Raw genomic sequence first — 15,390 nt, forward strand, 5'->3', positions numbered from 1 at the left:
CGCACCCGGGGCACCCTCCGGAAGGGGAGGGCGCCCGGGGCGGGACGGCGCTCAGACGTAGGTGAGCCACTCCGCGTAGCGGGGCTCCTGGCCCCGCACGGTGCGGAAGTAGGTCTCCTGCACGAACTGGGTGATGGGGCCGGGCTTGCCGGCGCCCACGGTGCGGTTGTCCACCTCGCGCACGGGGGTGATTTCCGCCGCGGTGCCGGTGAAGAAGATCTCGTTGCTGATGTAGAGCGCGTCGCGGGTGAAGGTGACCTCCTCCACCTCGCGTCCGCTGTCGCGCAGCAGCTTCAGCACCGTGTCGCGGGTGATGCCGTCCAGGATGGGTGAGGACAGCGGGGGCGTCTTGATGATGCCCTTCTTGTTCACCATGAAGATGTTCTCTCCGGACGCCTCGGCGACGAAGCCGCTGATGTCCAGGAGGATGGCCTCGTCGTAGCCCGCCAGCACCGCCTCGCGCTTGGCGAGGATGGAGTTGACGTACTGGCCGGTAATCTTCCCGCGCACCATGTTGACGTTGACGTGCATGCGCGTGAAGGAGCTGACCTTGGCGCGGATGCCCTCGCGGATGCCCTTGTCACCGAGGTACGCACCCCAGTCCCAGGCGGTGACGGCCACGCGGGTGGGGTTCACCGCGCCCAGGCCCATGGCGCCGTCGCCCATGAAGGCCACCGGGCGCAGGTAGGCGCCGTTGGCGAAGCGGTCCTTCTGCTTGCGCAGCAGCTCCAGACACGCGTCGAAGAGCTCGTTCTCCGTGTACGGCATCTTCAGCATCAGGATGTGCGCGGAGTCGAAGAGGCGCTGGATGTGCTCGCGCAACCGGAAGACGGCCAGCCGGCCATCATGCGTCTTGTACGCACGGATGCCCTCGAAGACGCCGAACCCGTAGTGCAGCGCGTGCGTCATCACGTGCACCTGGCCCTCGTCCCACTGGATCATCTTCCCGTCGAGCCAGATCTGGTCCGCACGCACCGTGTTACTCGAGGTCGAGCTCATTCAAAGGTTCCTTCACCTGGGGGGATTTAAGGTGGGGCTGCCCGGGCCTTGTAGCCAGCAGGCCCTATGAGGTCAAAGCATGAAAGTGGTGGCGCGCGGCGTCACAGCACCCGCGGCAGGGGGGTGAGCATCCGTCGCAGGAAGGGGATGTCCTCGGCCAGGGCCTTGCGGCCCAGGTGGAGGGCCTTCGACGCCAGCTCCACCGAGGGCACCACGTCCAGCGGGGACAGCGTCCGCGGGAAGCGCTTGATGTGGTGCGCGTAGGGCAGGTTGGGGGCCACCGTCATCGCGGCCAGCCGCTGCAGGGGCAGCCAGAAGGGCGTGGCCAGCCGGGGCGCGAAGCCGTCCAGCCCGAGGATGAACGCGTTGCGCGTGCCGATGCGTCCCCGGGCCACCGCCTTCCACGCGGCCTTCGCGGGCAGGTTGTCCACCAGCCCACCGTCGATGAGGCGCGCCACGCCGTGCTGCGACAGGAGCCCGTCCAGCAGCGAGTGCATGCGCGGGTCCTCCCGCAGCACGTCATAGTGGATGACGCCGGGCAGGGCGGAGGAGAAGCCGGCCGCGTCCAGCGCGTCGAAGTCGGCGGTGGCGTCGTCCGCGCCCAGGTGGAGGCGGACGGTGATTTCGGGGCGGGTGAACAGCTCCGCCATGGCGCCCATGGCGGCCTGGATGCGCCGGGCCACGCCCGCGGGGTTGAGCAGGCCCAGCGGGCTGGTGCCCAGCAGGCGCTCGTAATACTCCAGCGGGCGGGGAAGCATGCCGCGGCGGATGCCGCCCACGGAGATGAGCGTGGGCAGCGGGAGGTCCCTCAGCCGCAGGCCGCTGCCCTCCGGCCCGGCGCCGAAGAAGCGCCCCAGGCCCGCGCGCAGGAACAGCCGCAGCGCCGCCGGCAGGCCGTAGCGGCTCTCCGTGGAGATGAAGCGGAACAGCTTCCGGAAGGACAGCCCCCGGACGATGTTGATCATCTCCGTGGGGTCGAAGCGGGCCATGCGCGCACGCATGATGGCGAGGATGGCGCCCATGGACGCGCCGGCCAGCAGCCGGGGCTCCAGGCCATGCTCGTCCAGCAGGCTCATCACCCCCAGGTAGACGAACGCGGTGCCTCCACCCCCGCCGGCCACCAGCACCAGCTCCTTGTGGCGGATTTCCCGGTCCAGCGCCTCCGGGGGAACCCGCTCGCGCAGCCGCTCCGCCACCGCGTCCCGGGCCCGCGCGGCGTGCTCTCGCAGGTCCTTCACGTGGGGCACGAGCCGGTCCCGGGTCGGAGGCCGGGGGCCCCGGAGGACGGGGGCGAGGCGCCGCTCCACCTCCTCGCGGAAGGGGGTGAGCAGCGCGCCCACGCCCACGTCCAGGCCTCCGTGCTGGACCTTGTAGAGGCGCGCCAGCGACAGCGCGGTGCGGAGGATGGCCTCCTCGCGCGCGTCCAGCAGGCCCGGCGAGGCCATGGAGGCGCGGACGAGGGAGGTCTCCATCTCCTCCAGCGGCCGGGTAATCTGGAAGCGTTCCTTCAGCAGCACGGGCGGGGAGTCTCGGGGCGCACCGCGCGCCTCAGGCCTGGGCAATCTGCGGGAGGTTGGCCCGGGCCTTCTCGATGTCGCCCTCGTACTTGAGGACGAGGTTGAGCGTGGAGGCCACCATGTCCGAGGTGAGCTGCTCCGCGTTGAGCAGCGCCAGGCTCTGCGCCCAGTCCAGCGTCTCGCTGATGGAGGGCGCCTTCTTCAAGTCCAGCGCGCGGATGGCGGCCACGGCCTCCACCACCTGCTCGGCCAGCACCTGGGGCACGCCCGGCAGGCGCGCCTTGACGATGCGCAGCTCGCGCTCGCGGTCCGGGAAGTCGATGTGCAGGTGCAGGCAGCGGCGCTTGAGGGCGTCCGACAGCTCGCGCGCGTTGTTGGAGGTGAGCAGCACGCGGGGGATGTGCTTCGCGCGGAAGGTGCCCAGCTCGGGGACGGTGACGGCGTTGTCCGACAGCACCTCCAGGAGGAAGGCCTCGAACTCCGGGTCCGCCTTGTCGATTTCGTCCACCAGCAGCAGGGCGGGGCGCTCGGAGACCAGGGCGCGGAGGATGGGGCGCGGCAGCAGGAAGCGCTCGGAGAAGAACACCGCGTCGCCGGTGGCCAGCCGGTCCGCCGCCTCGGCCAGCGAGGTGGTGCCCTGCACCATGTCCCCAATCTTGTCCTTGAGCAGCTGGGTGTAGAGGAGCTGCTTGGCGTACTCCCACTCGTACAACGCCTTGGCCTCGTCCAGGCCCTCGTAGCACTGGAGCCGGATGAACTCGCGGCCCAGGGCCTGGGCCAGCGCCTTGGCCAGCTCCGTCTTGCCCACGCCCGCGGGGCCCTCCACCAGGATGGGCTTGTCCATCCGGTCGGCCAGGAAGGCCGCCGTCGCGATTTCGGGGGAGGACAGGTATCCCACCTGCTCCAGGCGCTGCTCCGCGTCCTCCACGTTGGTGAAGGGGCGCGTCTCTGCCGTCGAAGGGGTGCTCACCCGGCAAACTTAACCGACGGCCCCCCACCCACTGCGGCAAAAATGCCAGGGTTCCGGCCCCCATCCCGCGGGCAAACCGCCTCTCTGCCCTGCAACCCGGCGTAACCACGTAGGGAAATTTTTCGCGCATCGTGGGCACACGTCGTGCATCTCTCCGCCGCAATTCCCGAAGCAGCGAGGTCAGCGGTCATGGTGTGGGCGTGGTTGAGGATGGTGATGGCGGTGGCGGTGATTCTGATGCCGGGGGGCTTCCCGCTCCTGCTGGTCTACATCGCCGTGCGGACGCTCCGCTCTCGCTGGCACAACGCCCGGCTCGAGGCCCACAGCAACGGCCGCGAGGCGTCGCTGCGTGACGTCGTCGCCACGCTTCAACTCAAGGAACTGGTCCGGGAGGCCCGCGCCGCCCTCTGATGCACGTGCCCGGGTAGGACACGGATGTCAGGGTGGGGCCGTCCGGCCCCGGGAATCCGAAGCCTCGACGCAGCCCCTCCGAGCTGAGCCGCCACCCCGGACCGCTCCCCCACGCAGGGGAGGGGCTCCGGGGTGAAGCCGTTTCAGGGGCCGGGTGCCGGTCCTCCGGCGGGGTGCCGGCTTCCCGGCGGCCGGGAAGGCACCGGGAGGCCCCGGTGCCCCCGGGGGCTACTTGTCCAGCTCGTCCACCATCGACAGCCAGTCGGCGTCTTCCTTCGCGACCTCGGTGGGGATCTGCACCATGACGGTGCGGTCGGTGGGCTCGGACTCCTCGCCGAAGGCGGTGGGCGCGGGCGGGGGAGGCGCGGCCTTCTTCGCCGGGGCCGGCTTTGCCGCGGCCTTGGGAGCGGCCTTGGCCGGGGCGGCCGCCTGCGCGGGCGGGATGACCTGGTTGACCTGGGTCCTCAGGGAGAGGTCCTCGTCCTCGGCGGGGGCGGCCTTCGCGGGGGCGGCCTTCGCGGCGGCCGGCGCGGCGGCCGCGCCGGGCTTGCTCTTGAAGCGGGCCAGCTCCAGCTCGGCGACCTTGAGCGCCTTGCTCTTCTCCTGCACGGACTGCTGCAGGCGCGCCACCTCCTGCGCCTTGATGGCCTCGCGGCGCTCGAGCTCCGCCTTCTGCTTCGTGGCCAGGTCCTCCAGCTCCTTGAGCTGCCGCGCCTCCAGGTCCTTGCGCTCCTTCTGCGCGGTGGCGAGCCGGGCGGCGGCCTCGTTGGCCCTGGCCTCGGCGGCGGCCACCTTGGCGTTCAGCTCCTTCTCCACGCGGCCCTTGGCGCCCTGGGCGCTCTCCAGCGCCAGCTCCAGGTCCTGGATCTTCTTCGCCCGGGTGTTGAGCTGCGTCTGGAAGTCCTTGGCCTTCGCCTCCGCGTCGGCGGCGCGAGCCTGGGCCTCCTGGGTGAGCTGGGCGACGCGCTGCTCGGCCTTGGCCAGCTTCGCGGCCAGCTCGTCCGCCGCGCGCTTCGCCTCGGCGCGCTCGTGCGCCGCCTGCTGTGCCTGCTGCTGGAGCTTCGCCTCGCTCTGCTGGAGGTGGCCGGCCAGCTCGTTGCGCTCGGCGGTGAGCTTCTGCTGCGCGGCCCCGGCGGCGCGGAGCTGCTCCTCGCGGTCGGCGAGCGCCTTCTTGCCCAGCTCGAGCTGGTTGTTGAGGCCGGCCATCTGCTGGCCCAGCGCGTCCGCCTGGCGCCTGGCGTCGGTGGCCTGCTGCTGGAGCTTCGCCTCCATCGCCTTGAGCTGCTCGGTGCGGGTGGCCACCTCGCGGTTGAGCACCTCGGCCTGACGCATCTTCTCCTGCGTCACCTGCGTGAGCTTGCGGAGCGTGTCCGACAGCTCCTTGCCCTTGCCGGCCAGGTCGTTCTGGAGGAGCTCCTCGCGGCGCTGCGACTCCTCGGTGAGCGTGTGCAGCCGCTCCTCGAGGCTCGCCCGCGCGTTCTCCACCTGCGCGAGCTGGGCGGTCAGCTGCGTCACCTCGGCGACGCGGGTGCCCAGCTCGTGCTTGGTGAGGGTGAGCTGCTCGCCCAGCTCCTCGCCCTGGTTGCGCGCCTCGTCGAGCTGCGCCTCCAGCGAGGCCTGGGTGTTGGCCGCCGCCTGCTTCGTGGCGATGTGGGCCTGCTGCTCGCGGCCCAGCGTGTCGCGCGTGGCGGCGAGCTGCGCCTGCGTCTGCTCCAGCGTCTGGGTGGTGGCCTCCAGCTCGGCGCGCAGCCCGTCGCGCTCGCCGGTGAGCGCTTCAATCTGCGCGCTCGTCTCGGCGGCCAGCTTCTCGTGCGCGGCCCGCTCGGCCTCGTAGTTGCCCAGCGTCTCGGACAGGTCGCCGCGCAGCTGGCCAATCTGGCCGGTGAGGTCCTGCTCCAGCGCGTCCTTCGCCGCGCCCAGGGCCTGCAGCTCCGCCGTGCGCTGGTCGCGCTCGTGCGTGGTGCGGGCCAGGGCGTTGTTCGTGTCCTGGAGCGCGTCGCGCGTCTCCCCCAGCTCGGCCTGGAGCGCGTCGCGCTGGGCGGTGGTGCTGCCCAGCTGCTCGCGCGTCTCCTCCAGCGCGGCCTGCGTCTGCGTCAGCGTCTGGCTGGTGGCCTCCAGCTCGCCGCGCGTCTCCGCCAGCGTGCCTTCCGTCTGGGACAGCCGGGACTGCGTGTCCGCCAGCGCCGCTTCCGTGCGGGCCAGCGTGTCCTGCGTCTGCGCCAGCGTCTGGCTGGTGGCCTCCAGCTCGCCACGGGTGTCGGCCAGCGCCTCCTCCGTCTGGGAGAGGCGGGCCTGCGTGTCCGTCAGCGTCTGGCTGGTGGCCTCCAGCTCGCCGCGCGTCTCGGAGAGCGTCTGCTCGGTGCGGGCGAGGGTGCCCTGGGTGTCCGCGAGCGTCTGCTCGGTCTGGGCCAGGGTGTCCTGCGTCTGCGCCAGTGTCTGGCTGGTGGCCTCGAGGTTGCCGCTCAGCTCGGCGATGCGCTCGTCGCGCGCCGCCACGTCGCCTTGCAGGGCCTCGATGGTGGCCTCGCGCTGGGCGACGGTCTCCTCCAGCGCGGCCACGCGCGCCTGGAGCTGCTCGCCCGTGCGCTGCGACTCCTCGAGCTGCTGGGTGAGCGCCTGGATCTGGCCGGTGAGGTCCGCCTCCAGCTCGGCCTTGGCGGAGCGCAGCTCCTCGAGCTGCCGGGAGAGGTCCGCCTCCAGCGCGTCCTTGGCCTCGCCCAGGGCCTGCAGCTCGGCGGTGAGCTCGGCCTCGCGGTCCGCCAGGTGCGTCTTGACGGCCTCGACTTCGCCCTCCAGCTCGCCGATGCGCTCCAGGTGCTGCTGGATGTTGGCGTTGAGCTCCGCCTCGCTCTGCTCGCTGCGGGCGATGGTCTCCGACAGCTCGCGCTCCAGGGCGCCAATCTTCGCGTCGCGGTCCTCGACGCGCTGGGTGAGCTCGGTCTCCTGGGCGTCCTTGTCCAGCCGGAGCTGGTCGCGCTCGCTGGTGGTGCGCGCGAGGTCCGACTCCAGGTCCGCCACCTGCTGCGAGAGGCGGGCCTCCAGGGCGTCCTTCTCGGCGTTCAGCCGGACGATTTCCGCGTCCGCCTGGGCGCCGTGCTCCTCGGCCTTGGTGGAGCGGGCCTCCAGGGCGCGCACGGTGGAGTCGCGCTCCTGCTCCGTCTCCTGGAGCCGGTCCTGGAGGGCCTGAATCTCTCCGCCCAGCTCGGCGTAGCGCTGGTCGCGCTCGCTGACGGTGCGGGCCAGCTCCGCCTCGAAGTCGTCACCGCGCTTGCCCAGCCGGGCGATCTCCGCCTCGTGGGCGCGCAGCGCGTCCTGGAGCTTCTGCTCCTTGACCTCGAACTCCAGCGTGACGACGCCGAGGTGCTTCTCCAGCTTGTCGTACTCGCCGCGGAGGTTCTCCAGCTCCGAGGCGCGGCGCGCCAGCTCGTCCTCGCGGTTGTGGACCTCCTTGCGAAGGACGTTGATGTCCTTCTCCTTGGAGGCGACGACCTCGATGAGGTCCTTCTCCGCGGAGAACTTCTGGAGGAGCAGGTCGTCCACGGCGGCGCCGTGCTCGCGCTCCTTCTGGAGCATGGCCTGCTGGGCCTCGTTGAAGCGGCGGAGCAGGTCGTCCACCTGCATCTTGAGCCCTTGCAGCTCCACGTCCTTCTCGTGGAGCCGGTCCTCGCCGGACAGGAGCTCGCGCTCGCGCACGCCCCAGATTTCGGAGATGCGGGCGAGCTGGGCCTCGCGCGTCTTCAGCTCGTCGCGGAGGATTTGAATCTTGCCCTCGGGGGTGCCCATCAGCTCGCGGCGCGGAGGCGGGCGCTTGAGCTGGCGGGACTCGGCGAGCAGCTCCGCCTTGCGGTCCGCGATGGACTGGAAGGCGCGGTCGAGGAAGGCGCGGTCCTCGTCCGTCATCGCGCTGCGGCGCTCGCGCTTGGGCAGCTTGGGAGGGCCGCCGGCGCTGGTGCGGATGGGGGGCGGCATGGGCGGCGGCGCCTCGCGGGGCGTGTTGCCGGCGAGCGCCGCGTCCAGGGACGCGTCCGACTCGTCGGTGCCCGGCGGGACGATGCCGTGGCTCATGGACGCGAGCTCGCCCATTTCGAAGGGGATGACGAGGTAGCCGTCCGCGGCGCCCGGCGTCTGGCGGTGCTGCGCCAGGCCGTCCACCCCGGTGTCGGAGGAGAGCAGGAGGACCTTGAGATTCTGTCCCCACTTGCCCTTCTTGATCTGACCGCAGAGAACGAAGCCGGATTGATCCGGCAGCTCGGCGCGCAGGACGACCAGATCCGGCCGACGCTTCTCCAGCTCGCGCTGTGCGTCTGACGCCGTCGCCGCCATGGCCGTTTGGTACCCCGCGCTCTTGAGCACGGTGGCCATGCTGAGGGCGAATTCATTCTGGCTTTCGACGATGAGGACCCGACGCTCCATGAAGCCCTTTGACCCGGAAAAAGTGCTGTGAAAACCGCAGCATCCTATCGGGCGCGTGTAACGCTTGGAAAGTTTATGGGTGGTGCTCGGTTGGCTGCTTCACGAGCTCTTGCCGCGAACGACGCCTGGTGCACGCGTCGGAGGCTGGCGGGAGGGTTGGGTGTCCTCGTCCCGACCGGGGAAGGTCGTGGGGGGCGTAGGCCTGTCGAAACGGATGCCGTCGGGTGGACAGTAGCCGTGGGCGAGCTGGGCGAACCAGGGATTCAGTGACGAGGGCACGGGCTCGGGCGCGGGGCCCTCGTCCACGGGGGCCTGCTCGGATTCCACCTCGTGCAGCTCTGCTTCATCGAGCAGGCGAGCGGCGCCAGTGGCGGAGACCTCGGCGTCCTCCACCTCGTCGCTGCTGATCTCGTCCGGCTCGTCCAGACGTGGGCGCGAGTGCGCGGGAGTCGCAGTGCCATCGGTGCCATCGTCGATGGGCTGTGCCTCGTCCTCGGAAATTTCCTCGGGCTCGTCCTCCGTGCCGGCCGCCGCGGGGACGGAGGCCTTCAGGGAGGGTGGGACGACCGGGCGAGAGACGGGCGTGAGGCGGGGCGGCTCCGTCGGCGTGAGCTGCGGCGGGCGCTGGCGGGGAACGGGAGGCGGCGCGGCCGCGCGGGGCGGCAGCGCGGGCGGGCGCTCCAGCTCGGAGGTGACGAGGCCTCCGCGAATCTGCGGGAGCTTCTCCCCGTCCGTGGACGCGGCGCTGGGGCGGAGCACCGGGGGCGGGCGCTCCGGCTCGGAGGCGGAGGCCCCGCCGCGAATCACCGGCGGGAGCACCGTCTCCTGGGTGGGCGTTCGTGGGCGCTCCATGTCGGAGGTGGGCCCGGCGGCGCGGAGCACCGGGGGGATGACCGTCTCCTGAGAGGGAGGGCCGCCGCGGATGACAGGAGGGAGCGCCGTCTCCTGAGTGGAGGAGCGAGAGCGCTCGGGTTCGGAGGCGGATGCGCCACCGCGGATTGCCGGGGGAAGCGCCGGCTCGGAGGAGGCCGCCCCGCCACGGATGGGCGGAAGGGGGGCCGGCTCCTGGCTGGAGGCGCGCGGGCGCTCCGGCTCGATGGCCGAGGTCCCACGGGACGGGGTGGCCAGGGGGGCGATGCGCCTCGAGGGCGTCTCCACCCGGGCCGAGGTGCTGCGACTGCTGAGTGCGGGGATGGAGGTGCGCGAAGGCGAGGACGCGCGGCTGGTGGAGGACTGCGTGAGCGACTCCTCCCGCATGAGCAGCGCCTCGGGCACCTTGACGATGGGCGTGGGGGCCGGAGGCTCATCATCGCGGTACGGCGTGACAGCCGAGCGGCCCGTGGAAGCCGGAGCGTCCTCGCGAGTCGCAACAACGGTCGCGCGGAACGCCACGGGCGTTGGAGCCTCCTCGCGAGTCGAACCCCGGACGGCGGGCGCCGGTGGCTCCTCGCGAGTCGCGCCGAGCGGCGCGCGCGCCCCGAACGCGGCGAAGGGGGCCTCCTCTCGGGGATACGGGCCGGGCGCGCGAGTGATGGGCGTCGGCGCCGGAGGCTCCTCGGAGTCCGGAGGCGCCGGGGCGCGGACCACGGGCGTGGGGGCCGGAGGCTCCTCGGAGTCGATGGAGGCCGGCGCGCGGACGACCGGCGTCGGCGCCGGAGGCTCCTCGGGGGCGGCGGGGGCACGGACGACCGGCGTGGGGGCCGGAGGCTCCTCATCACCCGAAGTGCCGGAGCTCCGGATGGCGGGCGTGGGCGGTTCCTCCGCGAGAGACGGCGGCTCACCGGCTCCCGTGTCCGCCCGCCCCGAGGTGGGCGATGCCGTCTCCCCCATCATCGAAGACAGGGACTCGCTCACCTCGACGGTGGACGGCGACGGCGCGCTCTCGCGCAGGGGCAGGCCCATCACCACGGGAGGCCCGGAGGGCTGCTCCTCCAGCTCCGTCTTGACGAGGCGCGTATCGACTCCCTCGTCCAGCACCTGGCCCATCACCAGCGGCAGCTCCTCGCGCGAGGGCTCGTTGCTGGCGGGCGGGGCCGAGGCCCGGGTACCAGGGGGCTCGGGCTTCCGGGTCACCGGAGTGCCTTCCGGCGGCAGCAGGGCCGCCAGCCGGTTGGTGGGCGTGCCCGTCACCGTGGTGGGGGAGGGAAGGTCATCCTCGCCGCGAGGCGCCACCGGCACCGAGCGCTTGTCCAGCAGCGAGTCATAGAGGTCCAGGAGCTTCCCGCGGATGAGCCCCGCGTCGAGCACCTCCTCCGCGTGCGCGCGCGCCTTGCGCCCCAGCTCCACCCGGCGGGGGACGTCGCGCGCCAGCTCGACGATGTGCTGGGCCAGGGCCTGCGTGTCTCCCGGCGGGAAGAAGAGGGCCGTCCCCGGGGGAATCAGCTCGCGCGTGACGGGCAGGTCCGCCGCGATGACGGGCCGGCCGGCGGCGAAGTACTCGGACACCTTCGCGAGGGGGCCCCCTTGCTGCCGGTTGCGCTCCACGTCGTCCATCGGCAGCACGCCCACATCCGCCAGCGCGAGCACCTTGGCCAGGTCGTCGTGGGCGACGGGCGGCTGGAACTCCACCCGCTCCTGAAGCCCCAGCTCCTTCACCAGGTCATCCAGGTGCGGCTGCCAGTCCGCGTGCCGTGCGCCCACCAGCGTGAGGCGCACGTCCGCCTGCCGGACCGCCAGCGCCATGGCCCGCAGCAGCGTGGGCAGGCCCTGCCATCCCACCTGGCTGCCCAGGTACATCAGCCGCAGCGGCTGGCCGTCCGGGATGCCCAGCACGTCCGGGGCATACGGCTGGAGGTCCACGGGCGCGCGGAGCACGTGGATGAGCTCCTCGCTCGCTCCGAGCGACTGGATATGGGCTCGCGTGGTCCGCGAGCCGGTGATGATGAGGTCCGCGTTCATCAGGCAGAACAGCTCCTGCCTGCGGACCTTCGACAGGAAGCGGCGGTCCCCCTCCGTCTGCGGGTGCGTGTAGCGCAGCTCCTGCGACGGGAAGGTCTGCGCCTCATAGATGAGGCGGTAGCCGTAGTCCGCCTTCATCTCGCACAGGGCGTAGCCGCCGAAGGGGTCGGTGAAGTGGGCGAGCGCGTACTCCTCGCTCTCCAGCTGGCGGCGCACGGCGCGCTCGAAGGCCTGGATGCGGGACGCCAGGTCCCCCGAGCCTACCGGCACCCGTAGCAGGCGGGCTCCCTGGTACTTCTCGATGTGGGAGTGGTCAGGCGTCTTCGCCGATAGCACCACCACGGAGAAGCGGTCCGGCAGCGCCTTGAGGTACTCCGTGACACGACGCGACGAGCCCGATGGGCCGGGGATGACGTCGAAACTGCACAGGAGCAGTCTGGGCAGGTCGCTCAAGCATGGGCAGGATACCGGGCCGCATCCTGGGTGTCATCGGGCGATGCAGGGGGAGGGGGGGTCGGGCGAAGAACACATGAAATGCTGGCACGTTGACCCTCCACTGCCAGCGACCTAAAGGCGGCCTTGCCTATGGACGACCTCAAGAGCGTGACCGTCAGCCACCTGCGCGAGCTGGCCCAGAAGCACCTGGGGGGCGGTTACAGCAAGATGAAGAAGGAGGAATTGATCGCCGCGCTCGCCGCGTATGTCCCCGCCCTGGCGAAGCTCGCCAGGCTGGCAGGCATCACCGTGACGCGGAAAAGTTCCACCGCGAAGAGGGCCGCCCCGGCGAAGAAGGCCGCTACGGCCACGGAAGCGGAGCCGGCCCGGGCCGCCAGGACGGAGCGTCCCAGGAGCGCGGCCGCGAAGAAGTCCACCGCCGCTGCAAAGGAGAAGTCGTCTGGCGGCCGGGCCGCCGCGTCGAAGCCGGCTTCCAAGGTGAAGGAGGTCCGGCAGAAGGTGGCGGCGAAGGTGAAGGAGGCCCTGGAGCCCAGGACGGCTTCCACGGTGAAGGCGGCTCCCAAGGTGAAGGCGGCTCCGGAGCCGCGACCGCCCCGAGACACCACCGCGAAGGCGAAGCCCGTCGAGCAGCTCGGCGAGGGGCGGGTGTCCGCGCCCAAGCGGGTGGCGGCCAAGCGGGCATCGGAGAAGCCGGGCGCCACCCCGCCTGCTCGCCCTGCCCAGGTGGTGACGTTCCTTCCCAAGGCCCGTGCGTCCAGGGAGCCGGCGGCTTCCAACACGCCCGTTCCCGAGCCGACGGCGGGCGCCATCACGGGAGTGGCGGATGCGTTCGCTTCGACGCCGGCTCCGGAAGCACCGGCCGCTCCGCCAGTCGAACAGCACGCCGCGGAGCCGCTGGTGGAGGGCTTCTTCGTGGCGCGAGTCGCGGGGGAGGACGAGGCGCGCCGCCATCACATGGTGGGGGAGTCGCAGCGGCCGCCCTCCTCGAATCACCTCGCGGAGTACGACGAGGGACTGGGAGAGCTTCCGGCCGGGTACCAGGACGACGGCGCGCTGCTGCTGCCGAAGGATCCGCACACGCTGTTCGTCTCGTGGGACTTCAGTTCCGCCGCGAAGAGCCGGGCGATGCGGGGCCTGGAGTCACCGCGCGCCGTGCTGCGGGTGTTCGACGGGGAGAAGCTGGCGCGCGAGCAGGACTGCATGCTCGAGATGCACGGCTTCTACATCCACGGCCTGCAGCCGGGCCGGCCCTACCGGGTGGAGGTGCACTTCGTCGGACGGGATGGCCGCTCTCGCCGTATCGGTCAATCCAGCAACCGGGTGGCGCTTCCGCCCATCGGTACGTCCACGGACCATACGGTGCGCTTCCTCCGCGTCCCCACGCCGCGCGCGCCCGAGCCGCAGTTCCTGCCGGAGAGGGTGCCGCCGGTGCGCGCAAACGCTCCGGAGGCCGAGGAGCGCGAGTACATCACCTGGCGCCGCGTGAGCCTGCCGGGCAGCGCGGGCGCGCAGGACATCCCCGAGTCCCGTCGCGAGCGGAGCGGGCCGGGGCCGGGAGCGCCGGCCGCTTCCCATATGGAAGCCGTGCCGCGCCCGGCGGGAGCGTCGGACCAGCGGTACGTGGAGTCGCGGGAGCGTGCGCCGGGGGCCTCGGACATGCGCTACCTGGAGTCCACGGAGCGCGCGCCGGGGGCCTCGGAGCAGCGCTACCTGGAGGCGCCGCGGGAGCGTCCGTACCTCGACGTGGGCCGCGCGCCCGGTGCGTCGGACCTGCGCTACCTGGAATCCCCGGGCCGGGCTCCGGGGGCCTCGGACATGCGCTACCAGGAGGCGTGGCCGGGTAGGGCGTCGGCGCCGTACCAGTACCTGGACATCGGGCGGGCTCCCGGCGGCGCGTCGGACCTGCGCTACGGGGCCTCGCCAGGGCGTGCGCCGGGTGCTTCGGACTCCGCGTCGCGTCCCCAGGGCTCCTCGGAGGAGCCGCTCCCCCGGAAGCCGCCTTCGGGCGGAGGCCACTCGTGAACCCGCACGGACATCTCGAACGCTTATGAGCCTGGGCTCTCTCGCGCTGGTCCTCCACGCGCACCTTCCATTCGTCCGCCACCCCGAGCACGAGAACTTCCTCGAGGAGGATTGGCTCTACGAGGCCATCTCCGAGACGTACATTCCGCTGCTGCTCGTCTTCGACAAGCTGGCGGAGGACGAGGTCCCGTTCCGGGTGTCGATGACGCTGTCTCCCACGCTCGTCTCGATGCTGCGGGACGAGTTGTTGATGACGCGCTACGCGCGGCGGCTGGACTCCCTCTGCGAGCTGGGCGACCGCGAGGTCCACCGCACCCGGAACGACCCGACGTTCGGGCGGCTGGCCCGCTTCCACCGCGACCACTTCGAGTCCCTGCGCCGGGCCTTCCACGAGCGCTACCGGCGCGACCTGGTGCCCGCCTTCCGCCGCCTCCAGGACGCGGGGCACCTGGACATCCTCACCTGCAACGCCACGCACGGCTTCCTGCCGCTCATGCAGCAGGTGCCGGAGGCCGTGCGCGCGCAGGTGACGGTGGCCGCCAACCACTACCGCCAGAACTTCGGCAGGGACCCGGCCGGCATCTGGCTGGCCGAGTGTGGCTACTACCCCGGGCTGGAGCGGCTGCTCGCCGCCGAGCGCATCCGCTACTTCTTCGTGGACACCCACGGCCTCACGGACGCCACGCCCCGTCCGCTCCACGGCCCCTACGCCCCCATCTTCACCGAGGTGGGCGTGGCCGCCTACGCGAGAGACCCGGAGAGCAGCCAGCAGGTCTGGAGCACCGAGTTCGGCTACCCCGGCGACCCGGCCTACCGCGAGTTCTATCGGGACATCGGCTGGGACCTGGACCTGGACTACGTCCGCCCGTACATCCAGCCCACCGGCGACCGGAAGAACACCGGCTTCAAGTACTTCCGCATCACCGGCAAGACGAACGACAAGCAGCCCTATGACCCGGACGCCGCCCGTGAGCGCGCCGCGGTCCACGCCGGCAACTTCCTGTTCAACCGCGAGCGGCAGATCGAGCACCTCGCCTCTCGCCTGGGAGGCCGCAAGCCGGTGGTGGTCGCCCCCTACGACGCGGAGCTGTTCGGCCACTGGTGGTTCGAGGGGCCCATGTTCCTCGACTTCCTCATCCGCAAGGCCGCGTATGACCAGAAGACCTTCACGCTGGTGACGCCCTCGGACGACCTGCGGGAGAATCCGGAGAACCAGGTGGCCACGCCGCCGCTGTCCTCGTGGGGCGCGGGCGGCTACGCCAACATGTGGCTGGACAGCTCCAACGACTGGATCTACCGCCACCTGCACCACTGCGCGAAGCAGATGGTGGAACTGGCCCGGGACTTCCCAGACTCCGCCAGTCCCCTGCATCGCCGGGCGCTCAACCAGGCCGCGCGCGAGCTGCTGCTCGCCCAGTCCTCCGACTGGGCCTTCATCATGAAGACGGGCACCATGGTGGAGTACGCGCGGCGCCGCACCCGCGAGCACGTCCTGCGCTTCCAGCGGCTGCACGACGAGTTGCGCGCCGGCACCATCGACGAGGGCTGGCTGGCCCACGTCGAGGGCCGTGACAACCTCTTCCCCGAGCTGGACTACCGCGTGTACCGGCCCGGCTGAGCCCCCAGGGAACAGTCGGGTGGGCGGACTGTTTCCCTTCCGTCGCCAGGGGGTGGGTTTCGCTTGCGGGACGTCATTTCCGCCTT

8 protein-coding genes are annotated in these 15,390 nt (G+C 71.6%); 3 read left to right on the forward strand and 5 right to left on the reverse strand.

All coding sequences use genetic code 11. The features are described from left to right. Positions 1 to 51: 51 nt before the first annotated feature. From K8638_RS05435 to K8638_RS05445, 3 genes are all read right to left on the reverse strand, one after another. Positions 52 to 999: a branched-chain amino acid transaminase gene (locus K8638_RS05435; RefSeq protein WP_223753324.1), complete on the reverse strand. Its 948-nt coding sequence runs from the start codon at positions 997 to 999 to the stop codon at positions 52 to 54. Between the two features lie 101 nt (positions 1,000 to 1,100). Next, complete coding sequence (locus tag K8638_RS05440) at positions 1,101 to 2,516, reverse strand: patatin-like phospholipase family protein (protein WP_370643915.1); 1,416 nt, start codon at positions 2,514 to 2,516, stop codon at positions 1,101 to 1,103. A gap of 31 nt (positions 2,517 to 2,547) precedes the next feature. Further along, positions 2,548 to 3,486 (reverse strand): MoxR family ATPase, encoded by a 939-nt coding sequence (locus K8638_RS05445; RefSeq protein ID WP_223753325.1) that lies wholly within the window; start codon positions 3,484 to 3,486, stop codon positions 2,548 to 2,550. A gap of 189 nt (positions 3,487 to 3,675) precedes the next feature. Between K8638_RS05445 and K8638_RS05450 the strand changes: the two genes are divergently transcribed. Continuing rightward, the gene (locus K8638_RS05450) at positions 3,676 to 3,897 is read left to right on the forward strand and encodes a hypothetical protein (protein WP_223753326.1); all 222 of its coding nucleotides are present in this window, start codon (positions 3,676 to 3,678) and stop codon (positions 3,895 to 3,897) included. A gap of 228 nt (positions 3,898 to 4,125) precedes the next feature. Here the strand turns inward: K8638_RS05450 and K8638_RS05455 are convergent, their stop codons facing one another. Continuing rightward, on the reverse strand, positions 4,126 to 8,310 hold the full coding sequence (locus K8638_RS05455) for a response regulator (RefSeq protein WP_223753327.1): 4,185 nt from the start codon (positions 8,308 to 8,310) through the stop codon (positions 4,126 to 4,128). A gap of 99 nt (positions 8,311 to 8,409) precedes the next feature. Next, on the reverse strand, positions 8,410 to 11,568 hold the full coding sequence (locus K8638_RS05460; RefSeq protein ID WP_370643922.1) for a glycosyltransferase: 3,159 nt from the start codon (positions 11,566 to 11,568) through the stop codon (positions 8,410 to 8,412). A gap of 225 nt (positions 11,569 to 11,793) precedes the next feature. On the opposite strand from K8638_RS05460, the gene K8638_RS05465 reads away from it, so the two are divergent. Together K8638_RS05465 and K8638_RS05470 are read left to right on the forward strand one after the other, a co-directional pair. After that, entirely contained in the window at positions 11,794 to 13,686 is a 1,893-nt protein-coding gene (locus K8638_RS05465; protein ID WP_223753329.1) for a DUF4912 domain-containing protein, read from the forward strand. A gap of 25 nt (positions 13,687 to 13,711) precedes the next feature. After that, positions 13,712 to 15,304, forward strand: coding sequence for a glycoside hydrolase family 57 protein (locus K8638_RS05470; RefSeq protein ID WP_223753330.1), 1,593 nt, complete (start codon positions 13,712 to 13,714; stop codon positions 15,302 to 15,304). Positions 15,305 to 15,390: the final 86 nt, after the last annotated feature.

Origin of the sequence: Myxococcus sp. RHSTA-1-4 (assembly GCF_020037125.1) — a bacterium.
Taxonomy (GTDB): Bacteria; Myxococcota; Myxococcia; order Myxococcales; family Myxococcaceae; genus Myxococcus.